This window comes from Oceanotoga sp., assembly GCF_030445905.1.
Taxonomy (GTDB): domain Bacteria; phylum Thermotogota; class Thermotogae; order Petrotogales; family Petrotogaceae; genus Oceanotoga; species Oceanotoga teriensis.
On record NZ_JASUSU010000006.1, the window covers coordinates 31,852 to 57,833 of the forward strand.

Here is a 25,982-nt window from a genome sequence, read left to right on the forward strand (position 1 = left end):
CTTATTTTATTAAATAATGCTTTTATTTTTTTGATGTTTTTTTAGGAGGGTTAATATGGATATAATAAATAATTATTTGAATCAAAGTGATTGGAAAGTAAAAGAAAATTCTAATATGCAATATTCTTTACAAGGATTAAATAATCATATTCATCAGGAAATAATAAAGAATTACTGGTTAGAAGAAGTTTATGATAATTATAATTCTAAAATTAAAGATTATCATAAAAGAGGAAATATGCATATACATGATCTTGGATCTTTATCGAGTTATTGTGTAGGCTGGGATCTTGAAGAGCTTTTAAGAAAAGGTTTCAATGGAGTTGAAAATAAAGTTGCTTCTGGCCCTGCAAATCATTTGAGAACTGCTTTAATGCAAATAGTCAATTTTTTATATACAATGCAAGGGGAAGCTGCTGGAGCTGTGGCCTTTTCAAATTTTGATACGCTTTTGGCACCTTTCATATATTATGATTCATTAAAATATGAAGAAGTTTATCAAAGTATGCAGGAATTCATATTCAATATGAATGTGCCTACAAGAGTTGGATTTCAATCACCATTTAGCAATATAACTCTTGATATATTTGTACCAAATACTTATAAAAATAAAAAAGTAATAATAGGTGGTAAAGAGAAAGATAAAACATATGAAGAGTTTCAAACTGAAATGAATATGCTCAATAAAGCATTTATAGAAGTTATGATGAAAGGCGATTATGATGGAAGACCTTTTTCATTTCCTATACCAACATATAATATAACAAAAGACTTTTCATGGGATGATGAAGTTTCAAATATGATAATGGATATGACTATGAAATATGGTACCCCGTATTTTTCAAATTATGTAAATTCAGATATGAGCCCCGAAGATGCGAGAAGTATGTGTTGTAGGTTGAAACTTTCAAATAAAGATGTTAAAGAACATATGGAACAACTTTCTTTTGGCTTCGTGAATGATACAAAAGATGAAGAACAAGCAGATGAAGTTAAAAGAAGGGGTGGATTATTTGCATCTAACCCTCTTACAGGATCTATAGGTGTGGTAACTCTAAATATTCCAAGGTTGATGTTTTTATCAAATGGAGAAGAGAAAAAATTCTTTGAACTTTTAGATGATACTATGAATATTGCTAAAGAATCACTTGAAATAAAAAGGATTAATGTTGAACAATGGACAAAAAGTGGACTTTACCCATATACTAAAGTTTATCTCGATGGAGTTTATAAACTCACTGGTCAGTACTGGGCAAATCATTTTTCTACGATAGGTTTTGTTGGAATGCATGAAGGTTTATTAAATTTTGGTATTGAAGATGGGATATTGAACCCAGAAGGTAAGATTTTTGCACAAAAAATTATGGACTATATGTTAAAAAAACTTGAAGAATATAATAAAGAGACGGGGAATCTTTATAATCTTGAAGCTTCACCAGCAGAAGGTACGAGCTATAGACTTGCAAATCTTGATTTTAAAGAATTTGGTGCAGATATAATACAATCTGGTGATGAAGATACTAATTATTATACAAATTCAGTACACCCTCCTGTGAAATTTTTTGAAGATCCTTTTGACTTATTAGAACATCAGGAAGGTCTTCAAGATAAATGGACTGGTGGAACAGTTTTACATATATTTGTTGGAGAAAAAATAACAGATAGAGATGTTTTAAAAGAATTTATAAAAAAATCATTTGAAAATCATACATTACCTTATATGAGTATAACACCAACATTTTCTATATGTAAAAATCATGGATATATTTCTGGAGAACATTTTGAATGTCCTATATGTGGAGAGAAGTCTGAAGTTTATTCAAGAGTAGTTGGTTATTATAGACCTGTTCAAGCTTGGAATAAAGGTAAACAAAAAGAATATGTTGAAAGAAAGCAGTATACCATATAGTGTTTCAAATATTGGAGGAATTCATATGTATTGTGGATATAGATCTTTTAGTTTTGTAGATTATCCTAAAAAAATATGTTCAGTTCTTTATACTTCAGGATGCAACTTTAGATGTCCATGGTGTCATAATTGGAAAATAGCTTTTGAAAAAGAAAAAAATTATATAGATGAAGAACAACTTCATAAATATTTAAATAAATCTAAAAAGAGAGTAGAAGCCCTCTGTATAAGTGGAGGAGAACCTACTATATATGAACAGTTATATGAAAGTATAAGGGATATAAAAAATAAATTTAATTTTTATATAAAATTAGATACAAATGGTAGTAATCCAAAACTTTTGAGTAAAATTATTAAATCAAAAAATATAGATTATGTTGCTATGGATATAAAATCGAAGCCAAATAAATATAGCGATCTCACAGCTGTAAAAAATTATTGGGAACAGGTATATCAAAGCGTTTGGATGTTGAGAAATTCTGATATTGATTATGAATTTAGAATGACTTATGTTCCAGGATTATCCGATGAAAAAGATATAGAATTTTTTGAAAATTTTCTTTTAAATTCTGAAAAAGGTTATATAACAAATGCAAAATCTACAGAAATTTATAATATTGAAAAAAATGAAACTATAAACACAGATAAGCTAATAATGAGATAAAACTGGTATTAAATACCGTTTTATCTCGTTTTTTTAAAATGTATACTTTATGATAGAATATATTCGTAAAATTAAATAAATTTTTTTAGGTGACGGAAGTCTTAATAGAGAATTTGGTGAAAAGCCAAAACGGTCCGGCCGCTGTGAGCAGATACGAAAGTTCCATAAACCACTGATATTATTCGGGAAGGGGAACGATTAGGTTTGATGCTGTAAGTCAGAAGAACTACCTAAAAATTTATTCTGTGCTTTCTCCGGGATTGGAAAGTAAGAAAAATAATTGTATATTTAAAAATACAATAATTCTTTCTTGCCATTTTTCGGAATGGAGAGAAAGAATTTTTTTTTGGGGAGGATATAGGATGAATAAACGGATTATCAAGGAGTATACATTATCGATTATTGGAGTTTTTTTAACAGCTGTTGGATTAGTATCTTTTTTAATGCCATACAATATAGCAGCAGGAGGTGCAAATGGAATAGCAATAGTTATAAATGGATTTACAAATATTCCAGTAGGGATTTTGATGTATGGTGTTAATATAGTTTTATTTTCAATAGCTTTTATTTTTATTGGAAAAGAGTTTGGGTTCAGAAGCATTTTTTGTACATTTTTATTAAACTTTTTTGTGGATTTTTTAGATAGAATCGTTCCATTTCCAAAATATAATGGTGATGATATGTTTTTAGCAGTTTTTTTTGGAGTTATAATATCAGCCATTGGAATGGGAATAGCATTTTCTGTTAATTCTTCGACTGGTGGAACTGATATACTTGCAAGAATAATGAATAAATATACAGGATTGCCACTTGGAATATCACTTTTATTATTAGACTTAATAACAGGTATTGCTGCTGGTACTGTATATGATTTGAGAGTTGGAATGTATTCAATAGTTTCTGTAGTATTTAACGGACTTACTGTAGATTTTGTTATGAAGAGCATGAATACAAGTAATATATTGACAATAATTTCTGAAAATACAGATGAAATAATAAATTATATATTAAATAATCTTGATAGAGGAGCATCTATAATAAAGGCTCAAGGTGCTTATACCAATCAAGAAAAAAATTTTATATATGTTGCAGTTAATAAAAAACAAAGGGGTGATATAGTTAGAAAAATTCAAAAAATAGATCCAAAAGCATTTATAATAATACAAGAAACTCTTGATGTAATAGGTTATGGATTTAAAAATTTTCATAACTTTATATAAAAATAAGGAGGTAAATGATGAAAATTCATGAATTTACAGGAAAGAAACTTTTGAGGGAATATGGTATAAATATCCCACAATCTCAATTAATAATAGATAAAATTCCCGAAAAAAGATTGATACCCAGTGTTGCAAAATCTCAAGTTTTAGTTGGTGGAAGGATGAAAGCTGGTGGTGTATTATTTATAAAAAAAGAAGATGAATATACAAATACTATAAATGAACTTCAAAATAAAGAAATAAAAGGAGAACTTCCTTATGGAATACTCGTTGAAGAACTTATAAATATAAAAAAAGAATATTATATATCTATTTTAATAGACAGAGAAGATAGAGATATAAAATGGGTATTTTCTTATGATGGTGGTATAGAAATAGAGAGTTCAGAAAATATAATAAAAGGTACTTATAATGAAGTATTTCTTAAAGCACCGAGAAAAATAAAAGAAATAATGCCTAATTTATATAATCTCTTTATAGAGAAAGATTTAACATTATTAGAAATAAACCCGATAGTTGAAACACAAGATGATGAAATTTATGCACTCGATTGTGTTATGCATGTTGATGATAATGCAATATATAGACAGAAATGGTCTCAAAGATTTCTTGAAAAAACAGATTATAATTTTCACTATGTAGAATTAGAAGGAGATATAGGGGTTATAGGATGTGGTGCTGGAATAGTAATGGCTACTATGGATACTGTTAGCAATTATGGATTAAAACCAGCCAATTTTTTAGATATAGGTGGTGGAGCAGATAAAGAAACTACATTAAAGGCTTTAAATCTTTTAAAAGATAAAGGAATAAAAAATATAGTTATGAATATATTTGGTGGAATAACTCAATGCGATATAATAGCTCAATCTATAGTAGAATTTGAGAAAAAAAACGAAGATATAAAACTTTTTATAAGGCTTACAGGTACTAATGAAGAAAAAGGAAATGAAATACTCTCTGAGAATAATTTGAAAAATTATGAAGATATGGATACTATGATAAAGGCTTTAAAAGGATATTTAAGGGAGTTGGAAATATGATAAATGGAAAAGAAAGAGTATGTGTTCAAGGAATAACGGGAAAATATGGACAATTTCATACAAAAAAAATGAAAGAATATGGAACTAATATAGTATGTGGTGTTTCAAAAAATGATCTCATAGATGAAGTGTATGACATTCCTGTATTAAAAACTATGAAAGAAGCTGTTGAAAAATATAATGCTGATACATCAATAATTTTTATTCCAGCTAAAAATGTAAAATCAGCTGTTTTAGAAGCTATAGAAAGTGGTATAAAAAAGATAATAATAATAACTGAACATGTACCAGTTCATGATATGCTTATAATAAAGTCTAAAGCAGATGAAAATAAAGTTTTAATAATAGGACCGAATTGTCCAGGTATAATACTTCCAGAAAGATCTAAAATAGGTATAATGCCAGAAAAAGCTTTTAAAAAGGGAGATATAGCTATAATATCAAAAAGTGGTACTTTGATGTATGAAATTGCAGATTATCTTTCAAATAATTCAACAGGTATAAGCATAGGGATTGGATTAGGTGGAGATATGATAATAGGAACTGGATTGAAAGAAGCTTTTGATTATATAATAGAAAATAAAATAAAAAAGGTTATAATAATAGGTGAAGTTGGTGGTAGTGAAGAAATAAAAGGAATAAGATATGCTTTAGAAAATAATTATGATGGCAAAATAAAAGCGTTTTTTGCTGGTCGAACAGCACCGAAAGGAAAAACTATGGGACATGCTGGAGCTATAATTGAAGGATATGAAGGAAGTATAGAATATAAAGAAAAAGTATTGAGTGATTTAAATATAAAGGTTTGCAAGAGTATCAAAGATTTAATATCGTAAAACATAATCCTCAAGTAGATTTAATTAACTTTATCTACTTGAGGATATTTTAAATCTGAATATATTACTTATTAAAATGGAAAAAATGGATAAAACTATTAATGAAACACCGACATTTGAAATGTCTGCTATCAAACCCATGAAAAATATCATTATGGCTGTAAAAATCGTTTCAAATTGAGATTCTGTTGATAAACCAGTTGCCATAGATTTTAGGTCAATTTCTTGAGAAACTTTTGAAACTGCTATTGGTTTTCTCAAATTTTCTATTATATATATTAAAAAGAAAAATATTGTGGATAAATAATAAAGTTCAAATACAAAAAATATACCGCTCATCATACCTGATAAAAGACCAATAATCATAGTTAAATTTAAAGGTTTTTCAAGTGTTTTATATTTTTTTACTATTTTAGAAGAATTTTTTGAAGAAATTGCAGTTAAAATATAAAGTATAAAATATACAATTCCAACAAATATAGAAACTCTTTTTTGATCATTTAAAAATAAAAATATAGGAATATTTAAAGCCAACATCTTAATTATGGGCTGTAAAAAATCTTTCATGCTTTTATAATAACCCGCATAAAAAGATGAATTTATTATAGCTTTTAAAAACTCTTTATTTTTAAAAGAGTTAAAAATCCCTTTAAAAACATTTTTAAAATGTAATTTTATATCTTTTAAATTTATTTTTTGAATATCTCCATCGAGTTCTTTGGGATATGTAGAAAGATTTATTAAATCTATAAAATAAGGTATTATAGAAGCTAAAAATATCATAGAATAATTGCCAGCATATAAAACTAAAATGGCAGCAATTATAGATGAAATAGCTGATCCTATTTGTGACCATGATCTCGTATTTCCATAATATTCAACCTTATAATCTTTCCAGTTTTTAAGACTTAAGTATTCCATTATCATAGCCTTATGTGTACCAGAACGAAATGTTTCTCCAAAAGAATAGAAAATCATAGCAAAAATAAATATAAAAAAAGACTTTGATACATAAAATATAAAAAAAGATACTATGTATGATAAAAAAGAAAATATCATAGATCTTCTTCGGCCTAATCCATCTGCAACTATACCTGTAGGTATTTCTAATAGATTTATCAAAATTTCTCTTATTGCATAAAGAGAACCTATTTCTGTGAAAGAAAGACCTTTTTCCTTTAAAAATAACATGAAAAAAGGTTCAAAAAATCTCAAATTCTTAAAAAAACCATACATACAGAACTTATAATATTGTTTATCTTTTTCGAAATTATTTTTCATCTTTTCCTCCCGATGTATAATATAGATTAATTATAATATATTTTTGTTATAATTAGTTATTGGGAGGGATTAAATGAAAGCATTAATAAGCATATTATCAGAACCTCATTTTTATATAATAAACAAAATCTGGGATGAACTTGAAGATAATTTTGGAGTAAAAAAAATAAAAGATATATTTCCATATCCCCATTTTACTTGGAATATAAGTGGAAATAAATTAGAAAATATAGAAGAAATTCTTTTGAATAAGATTTCAATTTTAGAACCTTTTGAAGTACAAACAAGTGGTTTAGGCATATTTACAGGAGATCGAAATGTTCTATATGTCCCAATAAAATTGAGTAGAAAATTATATGCATATCATAAATATATTTGGGAAATATACGAAGATAAAAGTCAAAATGTTGAATATTATTCTCCCGAAGAATGGTTTCCACATATAACTCTCGCATCTGAAGACATAAATCGAGAAAATATAGGAAATATTGTCTCATATTTATCAAAAAGACAGTTGAATTTTAAAATAAAAATAAACTCAATTTCTCTTATAGACGAAACTGAGCTTGGATTTAATATTATAAAAACTTTTAATTTTAAAATGAAATGAAATTAAAAATCAAGTTCATTTTTTAAAGAAGATAAATAACTTCTACCAACTTTTAGAAGAGTTTTGTTCTTATCTTTTAATTCTATTAAATATTCTCTTAGAAATAATTTTTGTATTTTATTTATTTTATTCAATGAAACGATATAACTTTTATGAATTCTTATAAATTTTTCAGGATTTAATTTTTCTTCAAGTTTTTTTAAACTCGTATCGAAGAACATTTCTTCATCATAAGTGCATAAAAAAGTATATTTATCCTGTGCTTTAAAATAAAAAACATCATCTTCAGGAATGAGTATTATCTCATCATTATTTTTAATAGAAAATCTATTCATATAATTTTCTTTTTGCATTATTTTTTCTAATATATCTATCATTTTATTATCTACTTTTTGATTTTTTTCTTTAATTTTATCCAATGACTTTTTAACTCTTTCGGAATTAGTAGGTTTTAATATATAATCAACGGCATTTTCTTCAAATGCTTGAATTGCATATTTTTCATAAGCCGTTACGAATATTATATAAGGTTCATAATCAATTTCTTGTATGATTTCAAAGCCGGTTTTTCCTGGCATGTTGATATCTAGGAAGAGAAGTTCAGGAGACTTTTCTTTTATCAAATTTAAAGCTTCATTACCATCAGAAGCCTGTGCGACTATATCTATTTCTTCAAATTCAGAAAGGATTTTAACCATTCTTGACATTGAATGTGGTTCATCTTCGGCTATTAAAGTTTTTATTTTCATAATTTTATTTCTCCTTTCATTACTTATAAGGTATTGAAATAGAAACTGTTATACCATAATCTTCATTTTTTAAGATTTTAAAAGAAGACTCATTAGAATAAAGAATTTTAAGTCTTTCTTTTACACTCGTAACACCGAATCCAAATTTAATATTTTCAGATTTAAAGCCTATACCATCATCTTTTATAAGTATCTTTAATTTTTTATTTTCTTTAAAAACTTCTATGTTTATATGCCCTATCCCTATTTTCTTTGAAATTCCATGAATTATGGAGTTTTCAACTATTGGTTCTATTATCAGTGGAGGAATTTTAAAATTTTTTAAATTATCTTCGACTTTTATGGTATATTCAAGTCTTTCGCCCAATCTAACTTTTTCTATATCTAAATATTTTTTTACGAGCTCTAATTCTTGGTCAAGTGTATACAATTCTGTTTCTGAAGAATATAAAATTTTTCTGTAAATACTGGATAAATTTATTATCATCTCTTCAACCTTCTCAGGAGAAGTATATACTAAATCTATAATCGTGTTCAAAGTGTTAAAAAGAAAATGAGGATTTATTTTTGATTGTAAAGCGGCCAGCTCAGATTCGAGTTTTAACTGATTTAATTTTTCATTTTCTTTTATTTTTATCTCGATTTCTTTTTTTAATTTTCTATACACATAAATCATGAAAAATGCCGTTATCAACAATATCATATTTGATATCAGTAGAAAATTTTGAAATGTTTTATCATAACTTATGAACTGTATTTTAAATATCATATTTGAAAGCAATACAGAAAGTTGAATACCGGTAAAAAGTGAAAAAGTACCTATGAAAATTTTTATTAAAATGTTGAAAAATTTAATTTCTATTTTATCATTTATCAGATTATTAATTATAGAACTTATAAAATAGTATATTAAACCAATAGTGTTTGAAAATAATAAAGCTATTTCAAGATTTAAAATAAAATTATAAAATGTTCCAGTATATAATAATATCAAAGCAGAAAGCATAAAAGCTGAAATCTGATTTATTATAATTATTTTGATAAACTTTTTAATTTTAAACAATCATTTCACCTTCTGAATTCCAAGTAATAAATCTATAGATTTTTCTGCTCTCTGTGATTCTATAGTATTTGGAAATTCTTTTATTATTTTATTATAAATTTCAATAGCGGAATAAAAATCTTTTTTCAATTCAAAAATTTTAGCGAGTCTTGAATAAATTTTTAATTTTTGATCATATATTTCAGATTCAAAATTTTCTAAAAGATATTTATAATCCGTTATTATAGCATTTTCACAGAATTCAAATTCTAAAAGGTTATAACATGATTCCGCTCTTATGAGTCTGAATTCTATGTTATCAAATTCAAGATTTACAGCCATTTCCATTTCTTTAAAGGCTGTATTAACATACCATAGTTTAATTGGAGAAAACCATGTATATTCACTTATTTTAGCAAGAACACTACCATATCTAAGATGTGCCTCATTTAAATCTTCATCAATTCTAAAAGCTTTTTCAAAAAGTATTTTTGCAGTTTCTAAAGATTCTCTATCACCATTTTTACCAAGTATTTCATATAATTTTGCAAGTTCAAGAGTTGATATTGCATCATCTGGATTTATACTTATTATTTTTTCGTATTTTTGTATACCTTCTATTATTTCTACTATGTTCAAAGAACCAGAAAAAGTTATCAATGTCGATGAAAATAAAATAAATATAAAAAAGTATTTTTTGAACATATAAATTCCCCTTTGGTATTTTAAGAGAAGGCGGTTAAATAACCGCCTTATTGAATTTTATTAATAACCAAAAACTATACCAGCAGATAATTCATAAAAGTTAATGCCTTTGTTTTCAAGACCTTTCACTCTATCGCCAGATTCAAATTTCCATCCATCAAATGATACACCTACTGTATATTTTCCTTTTATAAAAAATCCAAAAAAATCTGTAGGTTTTAAGGTTATGCCAATATAAGGAGATACGATAAAACTATCAATAGATATAGTATTTATATAAGGAGAAGATCCATCTATAAATCCTTCTTTATCTTTATTAACTCCATCTTGATAGACATCTATTTTTTGTGTAAATCCACCAAGTCCAAGTCCTGCATCTAATGAAACAAAGTTAAAAGTGTCATAAGAAGTACCTATTAAAAATGCTCCATAAGAAGCCGAAAATTTATATTTATCTTTTTTTGAAGAGTATCCATCAAAACCTTCTCCACCTAAAAATATAGGGCCAGAACCTATTCTTCCCATTCCACCGCCACCAAAAGCAAAAATCCCTTCTGAAAAACCTAATTTAACAGTATCTTTTATAGGATTTAAAAGTTGATCTCCTGGAATATAACTAACACTTGGCCAACCACCACCAAATTTAAGAGAAAAAGCAGAAACCGCCATTAATGTTATCAATAATAATGTTATAACTTTTTTCATTTTTTCAACCTCCCATTAAAAAAATTTTTTATTTATAAATATATTTTTAGAAGAGTAAAGATTAAGAGTTTTACCAAGGTTTGTATATAAATCTATACTTCCTCCTATACCAGTTATAGTCATTTTTGAAGATATATCATCTTTAAATCTTATTATTCCATTTATTCCGACAGAATCTATGATAAAAATTTTATTATCATAAATATTAACATCTATATCCAAACCAACTCCATTTATATTTATGTTATTTGAATTAAAATCACCCTTTAAAGAAATGCCAGTGCCACTTATATCTAGGTTTTTAGAATTAAAATTAGAATTTGAAATCAATTCATTTGTAGAAATTTTTATATTATCAGCAGAAATTTCTCCCGAAATTTTTAATTTCAAAGTATTTATTTCCACATCTTTAAACTTTTCTTTTGTTCCTATTATTATTTTTATTTCATCGGAAATATAATTTTCATCTGCATATATACTCAATGTATCATTTTCAAAATTTGTTTTTAATTTTGAATTATATTCAATATCAGTTTTGTTTTCATCAAATTCTATTTTAAAATTGTTACCATATATTTTTAAGTTTTTAGGGGTATTTATTTTAATATCTGGATTTATAACTGCTTTATTTACATTAGGATATCTCATATTTCCTGATATTGTTATTAATATTACAACGATAAAAGGTATTATAAAATTTTTTAATTCCATAATATTCTCCTCCTTAAACTTTCATTTATATTATAATTTATATAAGCAATAAAAACAATAGCTATATGATAAAAAGTACAAAATAAAGAATTAATTGGACTTTTTAGAAGTTATTATATATAATTAATATAATAATAAAATTAACAGGAGGTGTTTTTATGGAACTCGATGATAAAATAATAAAAACTAAGTACAGATTAGATGAAAAGAATAAACTCTTAAAAAGAATAGAAAAAGCAGAGATGGAATTGAACAAAACTAAAATTGAATTAATAGACTATAAAGATAAACTTGATAAAGAGTATAAAGATGTTGAAAAATTAGAAAATCTATCCATAAGTTCTATATTTTATAATATAATAGGTAGCAAAGAGAATAAACTTCATGAAGAAAGAAAAGAATATCTTGAAGCAAAATATAAATATGAAACTTGTAAACATGAAGTTGAAAATATAAAAAGAGATATAGATTATATGAATAAATTGCTAAAAGATTATATTGGTATAGAAGAAGAGTATGAAGAACTTATAAAAGAAAAGACAGAGATCATTTCAAATTCGAATGATGAAAATTCAAAAAAAATTGAAGAAATTTTTGAAAGAATAAAAACTAATAGTTCTTATATAACAGAATTAAATGAAGCGATAAAAGCGGGAGAAAATGCTTTAACCTCACTTGAAAAAGTTATAGATTCATTAAAAAGTGCAAGAAATTATGGCCTATGGGACATGTTTGGTGGGGGAATGCTTTCTACAATGTTGAAAAGAAATAAGATGGATGAAGCCAATCAACTTGCTACATATGCTCAACATGATATATTAAAGTTTCAAGCTGAAATGCAAGATGTAAATATAGCATTAAACTCGAGTTTTTCTTATGAAGGATTTGGAAGATTTGCCGATTATTTTTTTGATGGTTTATTTGTCGATTGGATAGTTCAAAATGGAATAAATAAAACTTTAGATAATACAGTATATACATACAATGAAATAGAAAGACTTCTATCTGAATTAAGAATTAAATTAAAAGATGTAGAACAAAATATACAAAGACTTGAAGAAGAAAAAAATACTTTTATTAAATAATTTTGAAATTCCTGGAGGGATTTATTTATGGATGATGGATATGACTGTAAAAAGTACTTTGGGAGATACATAAGCATAATATCCAGAAATTTATTTTATTATATTTCTAAAGAAATGAATGATATAGGTATAGGCAAAATAGATTTTGAAGTTTTAGTCTTATTATATGATAGAGAAGGGATATGTCAAGAAGGAATAGTAAGTATTTTAAAACTTGATAAAATGACAGTTGCAAAATCAATAAAAAAACTCACTGAAATGGAATATATAATAAAAGTCAAAGATAGAGAAGACAAAAGAAAAAGTAGTATATATTTAACAAATAAAGGACTCAAAATAAAAGAAAAAATATGTTGTGTGAAAAAAGAAATAAATGATATCTTTTTGAAAGATTTTAATGAAACAGAAATAGAACTTTTTACGAAACTTCTATATAAAATAAGTAAAAATGCAGTTGATGAAATATCAGAAACAAAGTGTTAAAAAACTGATGTATAAATATATACATCAGTTTTTATTTTATTATAAAAGATTTAAAAATATTTAATCTAACAGGGGGAGAAAAATAATATCCTTGTATTTCATCACAACTCTTCTCTTTCAAAAAATTAAGTTGAAAATCTGTTTCAACTCCCTCAGCAAGTACTTTTAATCTCATGTTTTTTGCCATTGCTATTATTGTGGAAGTTATTTCTTGAGAATTTTTATCCGTTTCGAGATCTTTTATAAAACTCATATCTATTTTTAATTTATCTATTGGGAATTTTCTCAAATAACTCAAAGATGAATATCCAGTACCAAAATCATCTATTGAAAGTCGTATACCAAAACTTTTTAAAGTATCTAATTTTTTTATTACCATTTCAACATTCTCAACCATTATAGTTTCTGTTAATTCTAATTCTAAGAGATTTGGATCTATATTAGAATTCTCTATTTCATTTTTAATTATTTTTAAAAAATTTTTATTTTTAAAAAATGTATCTGATATATTTATCGAAATAGGAATCTTTATATTTTTTTCCATGAAAGATTTTATTTCAGATGTAACTTCTTTTAAAACAAAAATATCTATATCTTGTATTAATCCACTTTCTTCGGCAACTTTCATGAACATTCCTGGGCTTACAGTACCAAGTTCTGGATGATTCCATCTTATGAGAGCTTCAGCACCAATTGGAATACCACTTTTTAAACTGACCTGTGGTTGATAGTATACTTCTAATTCTTTTGTTTTTATGGCTTCTTCAAGTTCATTTTCAATTTTAATTCTTTTTTGAATTTTATCGTATAAATTGGAAGAGTAAAAACTATAATTGTTTACACCACTTCTTTTTGCCGCATAAAGAGCCATTCTTGCACTATTTATAAGCTCATTTATATCATTGCTATCATATGGTGAGGTGCTTATTCCTATATTATATTTTAAAATTATTTTATTTTTATCTATTACAAATGGATCTATAAGAATATTTAATAGTTCTAAAATAGTTTTATATAAATCTTTTTCCATATTATTCTTTGTGAAGATACAAAACTCATTCGTAGAAAATCTTGAAATAATAGCATCTTTACTCCAAAAATTCATAAGTCTTTTTTTTATAGCCTTTATTAATTTATCACCTTTTAAAAAACCATAAGTATTGTTTATAGTGCTAAAATTTTTGATATCTATTAATAATAAAGCATATTTATTGAGTTTGTTTTCATTTATAAGCATTTGAGCTTTTTCTATAAAATATTCTTGATTCGGTAATTCTGTCAAAGGATCATATCTTTTAAATATTTCAAGTTCAGATTGAGCCTTTCTCTCGATAGTTATATCATTAAATATACCTATATATCCATTAATTACTGAATTACTCTCTTTCAATTCAAATATATTAAACTTAAGAACTATCAATTCTCCATCTTTTCTTTTATCCCATATAGTTCCAGACCAATATCCATTTTTTCTTATACTCATCCACATATTTTCATAAAAATCTTTATCATGATAACTCGAACTCAAAACTTTAGGACTTTTACCTATTATTTCTTCTCTATTATATCCTGTGATTTTAGAAAATGCACCATTTACCCTTATTATTTGTTTAGAGGTATTTACGATCATTAGACCTTCACTAATCTTTTCAAAAAAAGATTTATTCATTACAATATCTCTTTGAAGTTTTACAATATCTGTTATATCTTTTAAAAGAATTATAATACTTTCATGATGTTTTTGAGCCGTTACAGATAACCATTTTTCATTCTTACTTTCTATTTTTATTTTTTCTTCCCAATAATTGTATCTTTTCAAAGAATTTATCATTTTTCGATAAGATTCTTTTAGATAATCAATATTATTAAATTCATTTTTTATTGCATAATTAATTTCCTCAAAATCAAAACCTATTAAGTCTTTCAGATTTGGCGAAGCTATTATAGTATTATTTTGTTTATTTATTTCTATTATTGCCGATTTGTTTATAGTCATTGCAGTATCATACATATTTTTAATACCCGTAATAGTAACTTCTTTTTCAACCTTATCTGTCACATCGAGAATATATCCATCAACATAATCAGAATTGTTTTCGCTGAGTCTGTTATAATCATATACCCAAATATATTTACCATCTTTCCTTTTCAAACGAAAATAATCAAATTCATAAAAATTTTTTTCTTTTTTTTGAGCTTCAAAAACTTGATTTTCTACATGAGAAATATCATCTGGATGTATTAAATCCTTGAACCTTAAATTACCGTCTAGAAATTCTGAACTGTTGTATCCCAAAACTTCTTTAACATTTTGAGAAACAAAAAGTATAGGCCAATCATTATTTTTACTCCATCTGAATAGAACAACAGGCCCTTTTAGAAAAAAGTTTAAAATATTCATATAAAAAATCCCGCCTTTAGTATATTATATAAGCTATATCCCTTAATTTTATTTTAATATAATATTGTTAATTATATATTTTAATTATTGAAAAATTTAAAATAAAAAAGGCCTGCATAAATGCAGGCTAAAAATTTTTTGGGGATTTATATTCGGGGGGGTAACTCTAGATTACCAACTCTGAATACATTTTAATATTTTAATCTTAATTCTTACTTAAAATTATTTATTGATGATTACTTCATATTTTTTTTCTAATTCTTTTCCTTTATTCATATATATTTCAGATTGTTTATAAACCATTAATTGTTGTTTGATATTATCCTTAACTTCATCAAATTTCATTACACTTGCTTCTTTTTTATCTGTTAATTTTATTATATGGAATCCAAATTGAGTTTTTACTGGTTCACTTAAATCTTCTTTATTCATTTTAAAAGCTGCTTGTTCAAATTCAGGTACCATTTGTCCCTTTCCAAAGAATCCTAAGTCTCCACCATTGTTTTTTGAAGGACAAGAAGAATATTCTTTAGCAGCATCTTCAAATGATTTTCCATTTTCGAGTTCTTTTATTATTTCATTAGCTTTATCTTCTGAATCAACTAAAATATGACTTGCTTTTACTTGTTCGCCTTGTTGAAAAGCATTTGTATTTTCATCATAATAATTTTTTGCATCTTCATCTGTAACTTCTATAGTATCGAATAGTCTACCAATTGCGAATTGTTTTAAAATTTCTCTTTTTGCGAGTTCAACTTCTTTAAGAAATTGTTCATCTTTATCAAGATCTGTATCTAAAGCTTCTAAATACATTAATTCTTGATTTATGAGTTCTCTTAATAAACTTTCTTGACCTTGAGGTGTTTGAAATTGAGCTGCTCTTTGAGGACCTATTCTTTGTAATAATATATCCACATCTTTTTGAGTTATTTCTTTACCATTAACTGTAGCTAATACTTTGTTTTCTGACATTAAAAACTCTCCTTTAATAAAAATTTGATTAAAATAATTATATTTTAATCTCAATATTTCTTTCCTTTTAATAATAACAGAATTACATTGAATATTCAAAATATTTCTGTTATTATTAATTAAAAATATAATTTATTGAACAGAATAAAATGCCGAACACAAGGTTTGATGTGATCGGCATAGATTTAAGCATATATCATATATCATTATTTTTAATTTTATTTATAAACAATTTTGGATTTTTTTCCATTATTTCGATTAAATTTTCTTCTGAAATTCCAGAACCAAGACCTATTTTAAAAGCTTTCTCATAATTACAAAAATCATCTGGAGTATGTACATCACTGTTTATAAGTATTTTGGCGTTATTTTTAATTGCAAGTCTTGCTACATGACCATTTGTTAAGGCATGGCTTTTTCTTGTAGTTATTTCAATATAAATATCATTTTTTACTGCTTGTATAATATCTTCTTCTGATATTAGACCTGGATGGGCTAATATATCCACATAATTAGATCTTACGGCATAATAATTTGTTTTTAGAGGAACAGGTTCTGAGATGGTTTCTCCATGTACTACAACAATTTTTGCTCCTATATTTTTTGCATATTTTGCCATTTCATTTATCAAATTTGGAGGAACATGAGTTATTTCAATTCCAGCGAATATATCGATGTCTTTATAGAATTTTGATTCATTTTTTATGAAATTTAACAAATTTTTAATTATAAAATCTATATTTGAATAATCTGCATGATCTGTTAAAGCAATTGCAGAATAATTGTTTTTAATAGCCCAACTTATTTGTTCTGAAGGGGTTAAAACTCCATCAGATAAAAGAGTATGGGTATGAAAATCGTACCTTTTCTTCAAATTATATCATCGCCTAATACAACCTTATCCATTTTTTCTGGCAAAAAAGATATATAGTTTTCAAGTATTGTGTATCCATCATTTGGTTTTGAATATATAAAAGCGGCATTTTCAACCTTAGTATTTTCAAGTATTAGATCATAAAAATCTGATATACCTATAATTGGAGATGTATAATGTTTATCAGATTTTTTTAAATATTTTGTATGTACATTATTGAGATTTATAAAATAAATCGGAGTGAGATCTTTCTTTAAAATCTTTAGAGGTCTACTGCTTTTTGCAATTTCTTTTGAATCAAAGTACACTATTATTTCTTTTTTTACAAGTTCAATTATTGGAGTTTCTGGATATTCTAATTTGTTTTCTAACATATTTTCCCGTTATATAAAATTTACGATTGGCTCAAAATATTGGCTTTAGTAAACTTATAACGGTTTTCACCTTCCTTTCTAATATCAATTTTATCGAGATTTTTCTCTACTTTTTTAACTACTTTTTAAGTCTTTTAAACTAATACTAAGTATTAAATTTTTATATATTTAAAAAATAATTATAAATTTAATTAAGGAAGGAATATAGAAAACATCCATTATCATATTATATAATATTTTAAAGGTTTTACAAAATAGAATGAAGTTTATGATAAAATAGTCTTGAATTTATCTAAAAGAGGAGAAAGAATATGATAAAAAGAATTTTTAAATATAAATTATTTTATTTTGGAGTCATTGTTGAAAGTATCCGATTTATATTGAACTTATATATTACTTTGTACAATTTATTTTCCAATTCTATGATTTTTGGTGTAGATGTATGGCTAAACTTTGTAGTTTGGGGTATGGGAATATATGGGTTTTGGATTTTTAAAAGATGGTCTATAATAGTATTTACAGCTGTTCAAGTTTTGTTTCTATATAGTTCATTTGCCATGGGGGTTTTTAATATATTTAATTTTTTAATTCCACTTTATGTAATAATAATGTCTTTTGTATATAGAAAAGAGATGAATTAATCATCTCTTTTTCAATTTCTTCCTTCAAGTATCGATATTATAAGTGTATCAAGTTTTTTCATTCCATTTAAATTCATTTTTTGTATATTTTTTATACTTTCACTGCAACAATTACCTATAAAGCCTTGATTAGTATCCACATAAAGCTCTTTATCTGCCATCAATGCTGATATATAAGCTTCATGTGCTGCAATTCCAACTCTAAATGCACAGCTTTCTTTTGCTCCATCACATATAACTCCAGTTGTGTTTGAAATCATAGTATCTATTGCACAAAGCATTTTTTTGATGTTTTTATTCATTAAATAACTTATTCCAGCAGTAGCTCCGGCACCAGCTGAGTAAAAAGCACCACAAATAGGTGCAAGCTTTCCCACTATATATTTTATATATCCCGATAGGAAATGGCTAATTGCAACGGCTTTTGCGATTTCTTCATCTGTGTTTGAATTATTTTTTCCAAATAAATATACTGGAATAGTTGTTACAATGCCTTGATTTCCAGAACCTCCGGAACTCATTATGGTTATATCTGCACCAGTCATTCTTGTAAAAGAAGCAGCTGAAGAAAACTTTCTTATTTTTTCTGATAATATATCATCAGAAAAAATTTCACTCAATACAATCCCAGTTTTTTCTACAAATTTATCATTCTTATTTAAACAATAATTAGCAGCTTTCATGTTTAAGTCTATTCCTTGAAATATAAAATCAATGTCTTTTGAATCCATATCAGAAGAAATATTAATTATTTCTTCTAAAGATATATTTTCAAGATTATATTTTTCAAAAAAATTTTTCTTAATATTTCCCTCTGATTCAGAAGAAAATATAACTTTTGAATTTAATATAATTTTTTCTATACCAGTATGTGAATTACGTATTATACATTCTGATATATTATTATATATATCTTCAACAATAGCATGTATAAAAATTCCAGGTTCTTCACAATAATTTATTTTTACTCTATTATTTTTTATGAGATCCTGAGCGTCTTTTTTATCTTTTTCTTTTGAATAATAAAGAAGGTTTAGATCTAATAAATCTGGAGATATAACAGCACCTAAAGCAGCTGCTGTTTTGTTACCTTTTAAACCTTTAGTTCCAGGAATTGAAACATATAAACCATTTTTATATATACTTTTGCTGACTATTACTTCCACTTTTGAAATTTTTTCTTTTAATTCTTTTTTTGCCCTTGCTACAGATAAAGCAACTGCAGCGGGCTCCGTACAGCCCATAGCTGGTTTTACTTCTTCTGTTAAATATTCTTTTATCATATTTACATCCCCAATCTTTTTATATTCTATATATACATTTTAAATACTTTTTACCTAATAGTCAATTTTATAATTTGATTAAAAATATGGTTTAAAGACAAATAAAATCAAAATTATAAAAAAAGAACCTTTTAGATTAAGATTAAAACTAAAAGGTTCTAAAGATTTAAAGTTTTTCAACTTTCATTTTAATTACATTTATAGTTTGATTATCATCAAACAGAGTATTATTACATGTTCCAAGATAATCTTTTCCATACATTTTATAAATATCAGAAGAAATATTTATTTCTGGTATCTTACCCAATAAACTTTCACCATCTGTCAAATAAGCTGTTTGTACAGGAGATGCAAATACACCATCAGAAGTAAAATCTCCTCCTGAGGCTAAATGGCATAGTATTGCTTTTTTACCATTTAAAATATCTTTTAATGATTTGTGAGTATTTTTTATTTTAAAATTACAAGGAATAATTGAAGGAACTGAATCATACTCTCCACCGGCACTTCCAGTTAATGGAAGATTGAATAATTTTGAAGATTTTTTATCTGTATAAGGAGATTTTAAAATTCCATTTTCAATTAAAGCTGTTCTAAATCCTACTTTTTCAAAAGTACCCTCTGAATCAAAAAAATGTGAGAAATTATTATCTTGAGGATTATTTGATTGATATAATGTAAAATTCTCTGCAAAAATTTTTTCATTCATTTTATTAGAAAATATAGAGCCTCCAGAACCAAATATCATTCCATGTAAATCATGATAGAATTTTAATTTTGGTAGACCTTCATTTTCAAAAAATATTATAGGATAAGTCCCATTTTTTATATCGATGTTCTTTAAATGCGTTTTACATATTTTTTCTGTGATTTCATAAGCTTTATTAAAGTTATCTTCAAATCCATCATATCCAGAAAAAGAATCCATTATATTAGAAGAATTTTTATCTTTAATCAAAAAGCCTAAAGAATAATAATTTAATTCTGATTTTAATTCAGTTTTTAAATCATTTTTTAAATACTTTATTTTATTAATTTTTTTAATTCCAAAAGAAAAAATAAATTGTGGAATATTAGTTCTAAACTTTTCAAGAATTTCTTCTGTTTTTTCTAACAATAAATCATTTGATATTACATCTTTTCCAAATTTCAGACTTAAATTTTCGTTTTCAGTCAGTTTAAAATCATATGGTATTTTATAATCCAAAGCTTTTTCAGCTTTTTTAATCAATTCATCTTCTTCATAATTCCCCATTTTTCCAGCTATTCCTATAAAACCATCATTATAAAGTCTTAAAGCATTTTCTTCAATTTGTTTTTTTCTAATAGATTCTACTTTTGTATCGGCTATTTTTATAAACGTTTCATTGATTTTTATTTTAAAAAACTCTTTAATCATAAAAATTCCCCCTATTGAACATTAAGTTCTTTAACCCTTACATAAGGACCACCAAATCCTACAGGTAAAGGCATTTGTTCTAACTTTCCACAACCACCCATAGAAAAAGAAAGTAGTTTGAATTCTTTTGAAACATTTTCAATTAAATTCAAAGTTTCAAAGACATTTCCAGTTACTACAGAAATTTTTACTGGTTCTGCAATTTTTCCATCTTTTATCAAATAAGACATATTTGGTGCCATAGTAAAAGTTGACATACCAGAACCATGAGATATACTATCTATAAAAATTCCTTCTTTTATATCAGAGATCAATTCTTCAAAAGATAATTTTCCCGGTTCTATATAGGTATTTGTCATTCTAACTATAGGCTCGTATTCAAAATCTAAAGCTCTTGCATTTCCAGTAGTTTCTTCTTCAAGATCGGCAGCCGTTGTAGAAGAATGTAATCTACCACTTAAAATTCCATTTTTTATAAGATAAGTTTTATGGGCTTTATTTCCTTCATCATCAAAAGGTACGAATCCATTCCCCTTTTCATTTCCATCATCAACTATGCTCAATATACTACTTCCAACCTTTTTTCCTAACTTCCATTCTTTTTTCATCTTTTCATCACCAATCATGAAATCTGCTTCTGATTTATGACCAAAACTTTCATGTGCAAAAATTCCAGCAGCTAAAGGTGAAAGTACAACTGTATATTTACCAGGTTTTATGTTTTTCGAATTTTTAATGAATTCTATAGATTGATCTATTTTTTTTATGAGATCATCCTTTTTAAAACTCATAATACTATAGAAATTATCAGAACCATCAAATATTTCAGAGAGTTTTTCATCTCTGAAAGAAAGGTTCCAACCAAATCTAAACCCGACTTTTTGATAATCAAAACTTAGATTAGACCCCTTGCTTGAATAAAATTCTTTATGTATATTCAAATCCATGTAATTAGCTTTCCATAATGTTATTAAGTCATAACTTTTTAAAATTTCAAAACATGATGAAAGATCTGATAATTTTTTTTCAATTGAAATATCCCTCACACTATTATCCTTATAAAAAGAGATTTTTTCTTTATTAGATTGAAGTTTCTTAACTATAGGGTTATTATTTATGTTCATATCTTTTGAAGCGAGTTTTGATAAAGAATCTATTTCTTCTTGAATTTTACTTATATCATTTAAAGAAGAATAAAACCATTTTTTACCATCAAAAATTCTGATAAAGGCTCCCGAATAGTCATTTTCTTTCATATTATCTAATCTTTCATTTGTGACTTCGATATTAGATTCAAATGTATTTTCTATTCTAACATCTGTGTATAAACCATCATGAAATTTGTACATTCTATCCCCCCTTTTTTTAAGCTTTTTGAAAAGCATTGAGGAAAAGTTCTACAATATAATCTTTTTCATGCTTATATTGTAAAGCACTTTGAGCTATAGTATAAAGTATTGTAGGTGAGTTTATTATCTTTCCCCTCTTTATTTTATCAGAAAAATCCTCTAAAAATTGTTTAATTTCATTTTTAAAATCATCAATATTTGGAACTCTATACATTTTTTCTAACTTTTCAATGGATTCTTCACTTATTACTATCAAATGGTCAAAATCTTCATAATCTTCTATAAAATAGATTCTACCTATTTTATAAACGTTATTTGATTTTATAATGGAAAAGTTTAAGTTTTTGACCACTTCAAATTTTAAATAATCCTCAACTATTTTTATCCCTATTAAAATATTTCCATCAACATTTTCAAGCTTAAAAACTTCTTTAATTATTTGATTTTTAATTCTATTTCTAACTTTTAAAACCGTATTATAAGAAACTTTTAGATCATCAGAAATATTTTTTAATAAAGTTCCTTCTGCAATTTTTTCGATTATTCTTAAAAAAGTTAAAGGTTTAATCCTTATATTTTCTAAAAGGGAATCTTTATATTTACTCCATTCACGTCTACATTTTTTACATTTTATATGATTTCTTCTAATATGATAAATCTCTGTACTTCCACAATAAGGACATACTTCTTTATACTTTAAAATTCCCATATCAAGCATTTTATCCTCTGCTTCACTGTCAGAAGAAGCTTTGAAAAATGGTTTATCCATTTTAGATCACCTCCTATTTCTATTCTATCATCTTTAATAAGTATTAATTATCTGCCACCAAATCTTATTTATTTTGAAAGAATTTTGTAAACTAAAGGGTGTAAATTATGTATGAAAGAAAATGTATTTACTATTTGCCACCAAAGGAGGAAGAAGCTTTATGCACTTGAACAAGAAAAAGTCGTGGACATACATAATTTTATTTACTGTAGTAACTTTGTTTCTTGGAAGTTTTGCTCTTCAAGTAAGAGTAGAAGATGATATAAAAAAATATATACCACAAGACGACCCACAAAAAATAATTTATGATGAGGTGTCAGAAAATTTTGGATTAAATACTCTTATTTTATCGGCAGTTGAATTTGAAGATGCTTCAAAACATTTGAATGATATTCAAGATATATCTGATGAATTGAAAGAATTAGAGGGAGTAGACAATGTTATTTCATTGATTAATGCTCCAAGAATAAATTCAAATGAATTTGGAGAAATTTCCGTTGGAAATTTAAAATCATCTTTAGATTTAAAAGATTATGATTCAGATGAAGCAAAAGTAATGATAATGTCAGATGAAATGTTAAAAGGAAAATTTATATCAGATGATGGAAATAATGTTTTGATAATAATAGGTTTAAAAGATGATGCTGATGGATTAATAATAGGGGATGAAGTAAGAGAAATATTTGAAAATTCAAATATTAAATATCATTTACTTGGAACACCTCTTGCAAATGGTGAAATAGAATCCATAGTAAAAGCTAATCTAAGAACACTTGTTCCTTTAGTTACATTTTTAGTGGCTCTTGTTTTATTCTTTAGTTTTAGAACAGCTACTGGAGTAATATTACCTATAATATCTGTTGCGATAGCTGATATTTGGACAGTGGGAATAATGGTTTTAAGTGGTCTTACATTTAATACAACTACTGCTGCAGTTCCCGTTGCTGTTGTTGGAATTGGTACAGCTTATGCAATTCATATAATAAGCAAATATTATGAAGAAGTACAAAAAGGACTTGTTGGAGAACAAGCGGTAAATGAAACAGTAAAAACAGTTGGAACAGCTGTATTATTGAGTGCATTTACTACAATCGCAGGATTTTTATCACTTTTAACAGCGGATTTAAAACCTGTATGGCAGCTTGGAATATTTACATCCATAGGTATAGCTATTTCACTACTTTCAGCGACTATTCTCGTACCATCAATTTTATTGATAATATCTCCAAAACCAAGAAAAAAGATGTCTGAAGAAGGAGAAAGTCCATTCTTAAAGAAAATAACTCATGGCATTGTTTATCATAGAGTTACAACATTTACTGTTATAGGAGTTTTCATTGTGTTATTTTCATTATATATCCCTAAAATAACAGCAGACACACAAATAGAAAATTTCTTAAATGATAAAACAGAAATAGTTCAGAGTTCAAAGTTCTTGAGAAACAATTTTGGAGGAAATGACTATATATTTATAGATTTTAAAGCTGATGGAGATAATTCATTTAGAGATTTTTATTTTAACAGATCTTTAAGAGATATAATAACTTATTCAAAATCATTCAATATTATTTCTCAAACAACTGATATATCAGAGGTTGTTGCTAAACTAACAAAAGGATTTACAGGTACAGAATATATACCAGGATCTAATGCAGCATTAGAACAAAATTATATGCTCATAGAAGGATCTGAAGGTATAGATAAAATATTAAAAGCAGAAGACAATGAATCAGTGGCTCAAATAATGGTTAATACAGAAATATTTAATAGAGTTGAAAGTATATATGAAGAACTTTTAAACTTTGAAAAAGAGTATATTTTAAAAGAATATTCTGTAGAAGATTTTGATACATCAAATTCAGACCATTTAAAAGCATTTGAAAATGAAATAAGAAGATTTGTTTATGCAAGAGGCGGATCATACAAAGATACATTAACCCAAAACATAGTAGATGTAAAAAATATGAATGTTTTAAAAATAATAGATAAGATGAATTTTGATAAATTTTATAATGATTTTAATAAATATATAACTAATTATGGAGAAGAAGAAATAACTAAAGATGAATTAAAAGCATTTTTAATGGGTGGAGAAAATGATTTTCTATCTGAATATTTTGAATATTATACATTTGAAAATGAAGCAAAAATAAAATCGGATTTTGCATATTCAAAAATAAAAAATATAGATGTAGGACTCAATGATGAACAAATAAAAGAATTATCTCAATATGTAAATGATTTACAGGTTCCAGTTCAAGGTGGAAATAACAAATTAGATGTAAGAATAACAGGTATCCCTATACTTGCAAATGAAGTTAATGACATGATATTTGATAATCAAACAAAATCAATGATTTTAGCTTATTTATTTGTATTTATAATATTCTCAATTCAAATGAGATCTATATTTGTAGGATTATTATCTTTAATTCCAATATCATTAACAATACTATCAAATTTTGGAATAATGGGAATGACAGGAATATCTTTAAATGCAGCTACAGTTACAATTGCATCTATAACAATCGGTGCAGGTATAGACTATACTATACATTATTTAACAAGATTTAAAATAGAGTATGCAAATTTAGGAGATAAGTTTCAAGCTGCAGTAAAAACATCAGCTACATCTGGAAGAGCTATAATAATAAATTCATTAGCGGTAGTATTGGGATTTGCAACATTTATATTCTCAGATATAGGTATGTTAAGACAATTTGGAATTTTAACTGCATCAGCTATGATAATAGCACCTATACTAACTTTAACTATATTTCCAATGGTTATGACTTTATTGAGTGATAAAATTTTAGGAAAATTTTCAAAAGGATCAAAAATAATTAAGAAACTTAAAGATAAAGGAGGAAATTAACA

At 25.8% G+C, this 25,982-nt stretch carries 24 protein-coding genes and 1 riboswitch; of the genes, 10 read left to right on the forward strand and 14 right to left on the reverse strand.

Annotated elements, in window-relative coordinates; all coding sequences use genetic code 11:
• The first annotated feature begins 55 nt into the window (after positions 1-55).
• The 5 genes from PWP28_RS02845 (at position 56) to PWP28_RS02865 (ending at position 5,672) form a co-directional block, all read left to right on the forward strand.
• Complete coding sequence (locus PWP28_RS02845) at positions 56-1,909, forward strand: ribonucleoside triphosphate reductase (protein WP_308644221.1); 1,854 nt, start codon at positions 56-58, stop codon at positions 1,907-1,909.
• Between the two features lie 25 nt (positions 1,910-1,934).
• Entirely contained in the window at positions 1,935-2,573 is a 639-nt protein-coding gene (locus PWP28_RS02850) for an anaerobic ribonucleoside-triphosphate reductase activating protein (RefSeq protein WP_308644222.1), read from the forward strand.
• A gap of 70 nt (positions 2,574-2,643) precedes the next feature.
• A riboswitch (cobalamin riboswitch) is annotated at positions 2,644-2,822 on the forward strand.
• 113 nt (positions 2,823-2,935) lie between these two features.
• Entirely contained in the window at positions 2,936-3,793 is an 858-nt protein-coding gene (locus PWP28_RS02855) for a YitT family protein (RefSeq protein ID WP_109605323.1), read from the forward strand.
• Positions 3,794-3,810: 17 nt separating this feature from the next.
• Positions 3,811-4,836, forward strand: coding sequence for a succinate--CoA ligase subunit beta (locus PWP28_RS02860; RefSeq protein ID WP_264149182.1), 1,026 nt, complete (start codon positions 3,811-3,813; stop codon positions 4,834-4,836).
• A complete protein-coding gene (locus PWP28_RS02865) occupies positions 4,833-5,672 on the forward strand; it encodes a CoA-binding protein (protein ID WP_264149181.1) in 840 nt (279 codons plus the stop codon). Before PWP28_RS02860 ends, PWP28_RS02865 begins: the two co-directional genes overlap by 4 nt.
• A 30-nt stretch (positions 5,673-5,702) precedes the next feature.
• On the opposite strand, the gene PWP28_RS02870 is transcribed toward PWP28_RS02865, so the two are convergent.
• On the reverse strand, positions 5,703-6,953 hold the full coding sequence (locus PWP28_RS02870) for an MFS transporter (protein ID WP_308644223.1): 1,251 nt from the start codon (positions 6,951-6,953) through the stop codon (positions 5,703-5,705).
• 73 nt (positions 6,954-7,026) lie between these two features.
• Here PWP28_RS02870 and PWP28_RS02875 point away from each other — a divergent pair, with 73 nt between their 5' ends.
• A complete protein-coding gene (locus PWP28_RS02875) occupies positions 7,027-7,563 on the forward strand; it encodes a 2'-5' RNA ligase family protein (RefSeq protein WP_109605454.1) in 537 nt (178 codons plus the stop codon).
• A 2-nt stretch (positions 7,564-7,565) separates the two neighbouring features.
• On the opposite strand, the gene PWP28_RS02880 is transcribed toward PWP28_RS02875, so the two are convergent.
• The 5 genes from PWP28_RS02880 to PWP28_RS02900 are packed head-to-tail and all read right to left on the reverse strand — an operon-like array spanning position 7,566 to position 11,475.
• Positions 7,566-8,312, reverse strand: coding sequence for a LytTR family DNA-binding domain-containing protein (locus tag PWP28_RS02880; RefSeq protein WP_109605456.1), 747 nt, complete (start codon positions 8,310-8,312; stop codon positions 7,566-7,568).
• A gap of 19 nt (positions 8,313-8,331) precedes the next feature.
• On the reverse strand, positions 8,332-9,375 hold the full coding sequence (locus PWP28_RS02885; RefSeq protein ID WP_308644224.1) for a histidine kinase: 1,044 nt from the start codon (positions 9,373-9,375) through the stop codon (positions 8,332-8,334).
• A complete protein-coding gene (locus PWP28_RS02890) occupies positions 9,376-10,059 on the reverse strand; it encodes a lipopolysaccharide assembly protein LapB (RefSeq protein WP_109605461.1) in 684 nt (227 codons plus the stop codon).
• Between the two features lie 60 nt (positions 10,060-10,119).
• On the reverse strand, positions 10,120-10,764 hold the full coding sequence (locus PWP28_RS02895) for a hypothetical protein (RefSeq protein ID WP_109605463.1): 645 nt from the start codon (positions 10,762-10,764) through the stop codon (positions 10,120-10,122).
• Between the two features lie 15 nt (positions 10,765-10,779).
• Positions 10,780-11,475 (reverse strand): hypothetical protein, encoded by a 696-nt coding sequence (locus PWP28_RS02900; RefSeq protein ID WP_109605465.1) that lies wholly within the window; start codon positions 11,473-11,475, stop codon positions 10,780-10,782.
• 158 nt (positions 11,476-11,633) lie between these two features.
• Here PWP28_RS02900 and PWP28_RS02905 point away from each other — a divergent pair, with 158 nt between their 5' ends.
• Positions 11,634-12,560, forward strand: coding sequence for a hypothetical protein (locus PWP28_RS02905; RefSeq protein ID WP_109605467.1), 927 nt, complete (start codon positions 11,634-11,636; stop codon positions 12,558-12,560).
• A 27-nt stretch (positions 12,561-12,587) separates the two neighbouring features.
• Positions 12,588-13,043, forward strand: coding sequence for a MarR family winged helix-turn-helix transcriptional regulator (locus PWP28_RS02910; RefSeq protein ID WP_109605469.1), 456 nt, complete (start codon positions 12,588-12,590; stop codon positions 13,041-13,043).
• A gap of 31 nt (positions 13,044-13,074) precedes the next feature.
• On the opposite strand, the gene PWP28_RS02915 is transcribed toward PWP28_RS02910, so the two are convergent.
• From PWP28_RS02915 to PWP28_RS02930, 4 genes are all read right to left on the reverse strand, one after another.
• Positions 13,075-15,444 carry an EAL domain-containing protein gene (locus tag PWP28_RS02915; protein WP_109605471.1) on the reverse strand — a complete coding sequence of 790 codons (2,370 nt, stop codon included), beginning with the start codon at positions 15,442-15,444 and terminating at the stop codon, positions 13,075-13,077.
• A 222-nt stretch (positions 15,445-15,666) separates the two neighbouring features.
• A complete protein-coding gene (locus PWP28_RS02920; protein ID WP_109605473.1) occupies positions 15,667-16,416 on the reverse strand; it encodes a peptidylprolyl isomerase in 750 nt (249 codons plus the stop codon).
• A 196-nt stretch (positions 16,417-16,612) separates the two neighbouring features.
• Complete coding sequence (locus tag PWP28_RS02925; RefSeq protein WP_308644225.1) at positions 16,613-17,290, reverse strand: histidinol phosphate phosphatase domain-containing protein; 678 nt, start codon at positions 17,288-17,290, stop codon at positions 16,613-16,615.
• Complete coding sequence (locus tag PWP28_RS02930) at positions 17,287-17,664, reverse strand: DUF427 domain-containing protein (protein WP_109605477.1); 378 nt, start codon at positions 17,662-17,664, stop codon at positions 17,287-17,289. Before PWP28_RS02930 ends, PWP28_RS02925 begins: the two co-directional genes overlap by 4 nt.
• Positions 17,665-17,975: 311 nt before the next feature.
• Here PWP28_RS02930 and PWP28_RS02935 point away from each other — a divergent pair, with 311 nt between their 5' ends.
• Positions 17,976-18,305, forward strand: coding sequence for a hypothetical protein (locus PWP28_RS02935; RefSeq protein WP_264149173.1), 330 nt, complete (start codon positions 17,976-17,978; stop codon positions 18,303-18,305).
• A gap of 11 nt (positions 18,306-18,316) precedes the next feature.
• On the opposite strand, the gene PWP28_RS02940 is transcribed toward PWP28_RS02935, so the two are convergent.
• The 4 genes from PWP28_RS02940 to PWP28_RS02955 form a co-directional block, all read right to left on the reverse strand.
• Positions 18,317-19,588 (reverse strand): L-serine ammonia-lyase, iron-sulfur-dependent, subunit alpha, encoded by a 1,272-nt coding sequence (locus PWP28_RS02940; RefSeq protein WP_308644226.1) that lies wholly within the window; start codon positions 19,586-19,588, stop codon positions 18,317-18,319.
• A gap of 166 nt (positions 19,589-19,754) precedes the next feature.
• Positions 19,755-20,987 carry a metallopeptidase TldD-related protein gene (locus PWP28_RS02945; protein WP_308644227.1) on the reverse strand — a complete coding sequence of 411 codons (1,233 nt, stop codon included), beginning with the start codon at positions 20,985-20,987 and terminating at the stop codon, positions 19,755-19,757.
• Positions 20,988-20,998: 11 nt separating this feature from the next.
• Positions 20,999-22,336: a TldD/PmbA family protein gene (locus tag PWP28_RS02950; RefSeq protein WP_305081510.1), complete on the reverse strand. Its 1,338-nt coding sequence runs from the start codon at positions 22,334-22,336 to the stop codon at positions 20,999-21,001.
• A gap of 16 nt (positions 22,337-22,352) precedes the next feature.
• The gene (locus tag PWP28_RS02955) at positions 22,353-23,105 is read right to left on the reverse strand and encodes a transposase (RefSeq protein WP_109605487.1); all 753 of its coding nucleotides are present in this window, start codon (positions 23,103-23,105) and stop codon (positions 22,353-22,355) included.
• Positions 23,106-23,265: 160 nt separating this feature from the next.
• Here PWP28_RS02955 and PWP28_RS02960 point away from each other — a divergent pair, with 160 nt between their 5' ends.
• Positions 23,266-25,980: an MMPL family transporter gene (locus PWP28_RS02960; protein WP_308644228.1), complete on the forward strand. Its 2,715-nt coding sequence runs from the start codon at positions 23,266-23,268 to the stop codon at positions 25,978-25,980.
• Positions 25,981-25,982: the final 2 nt, after the last annotated feature.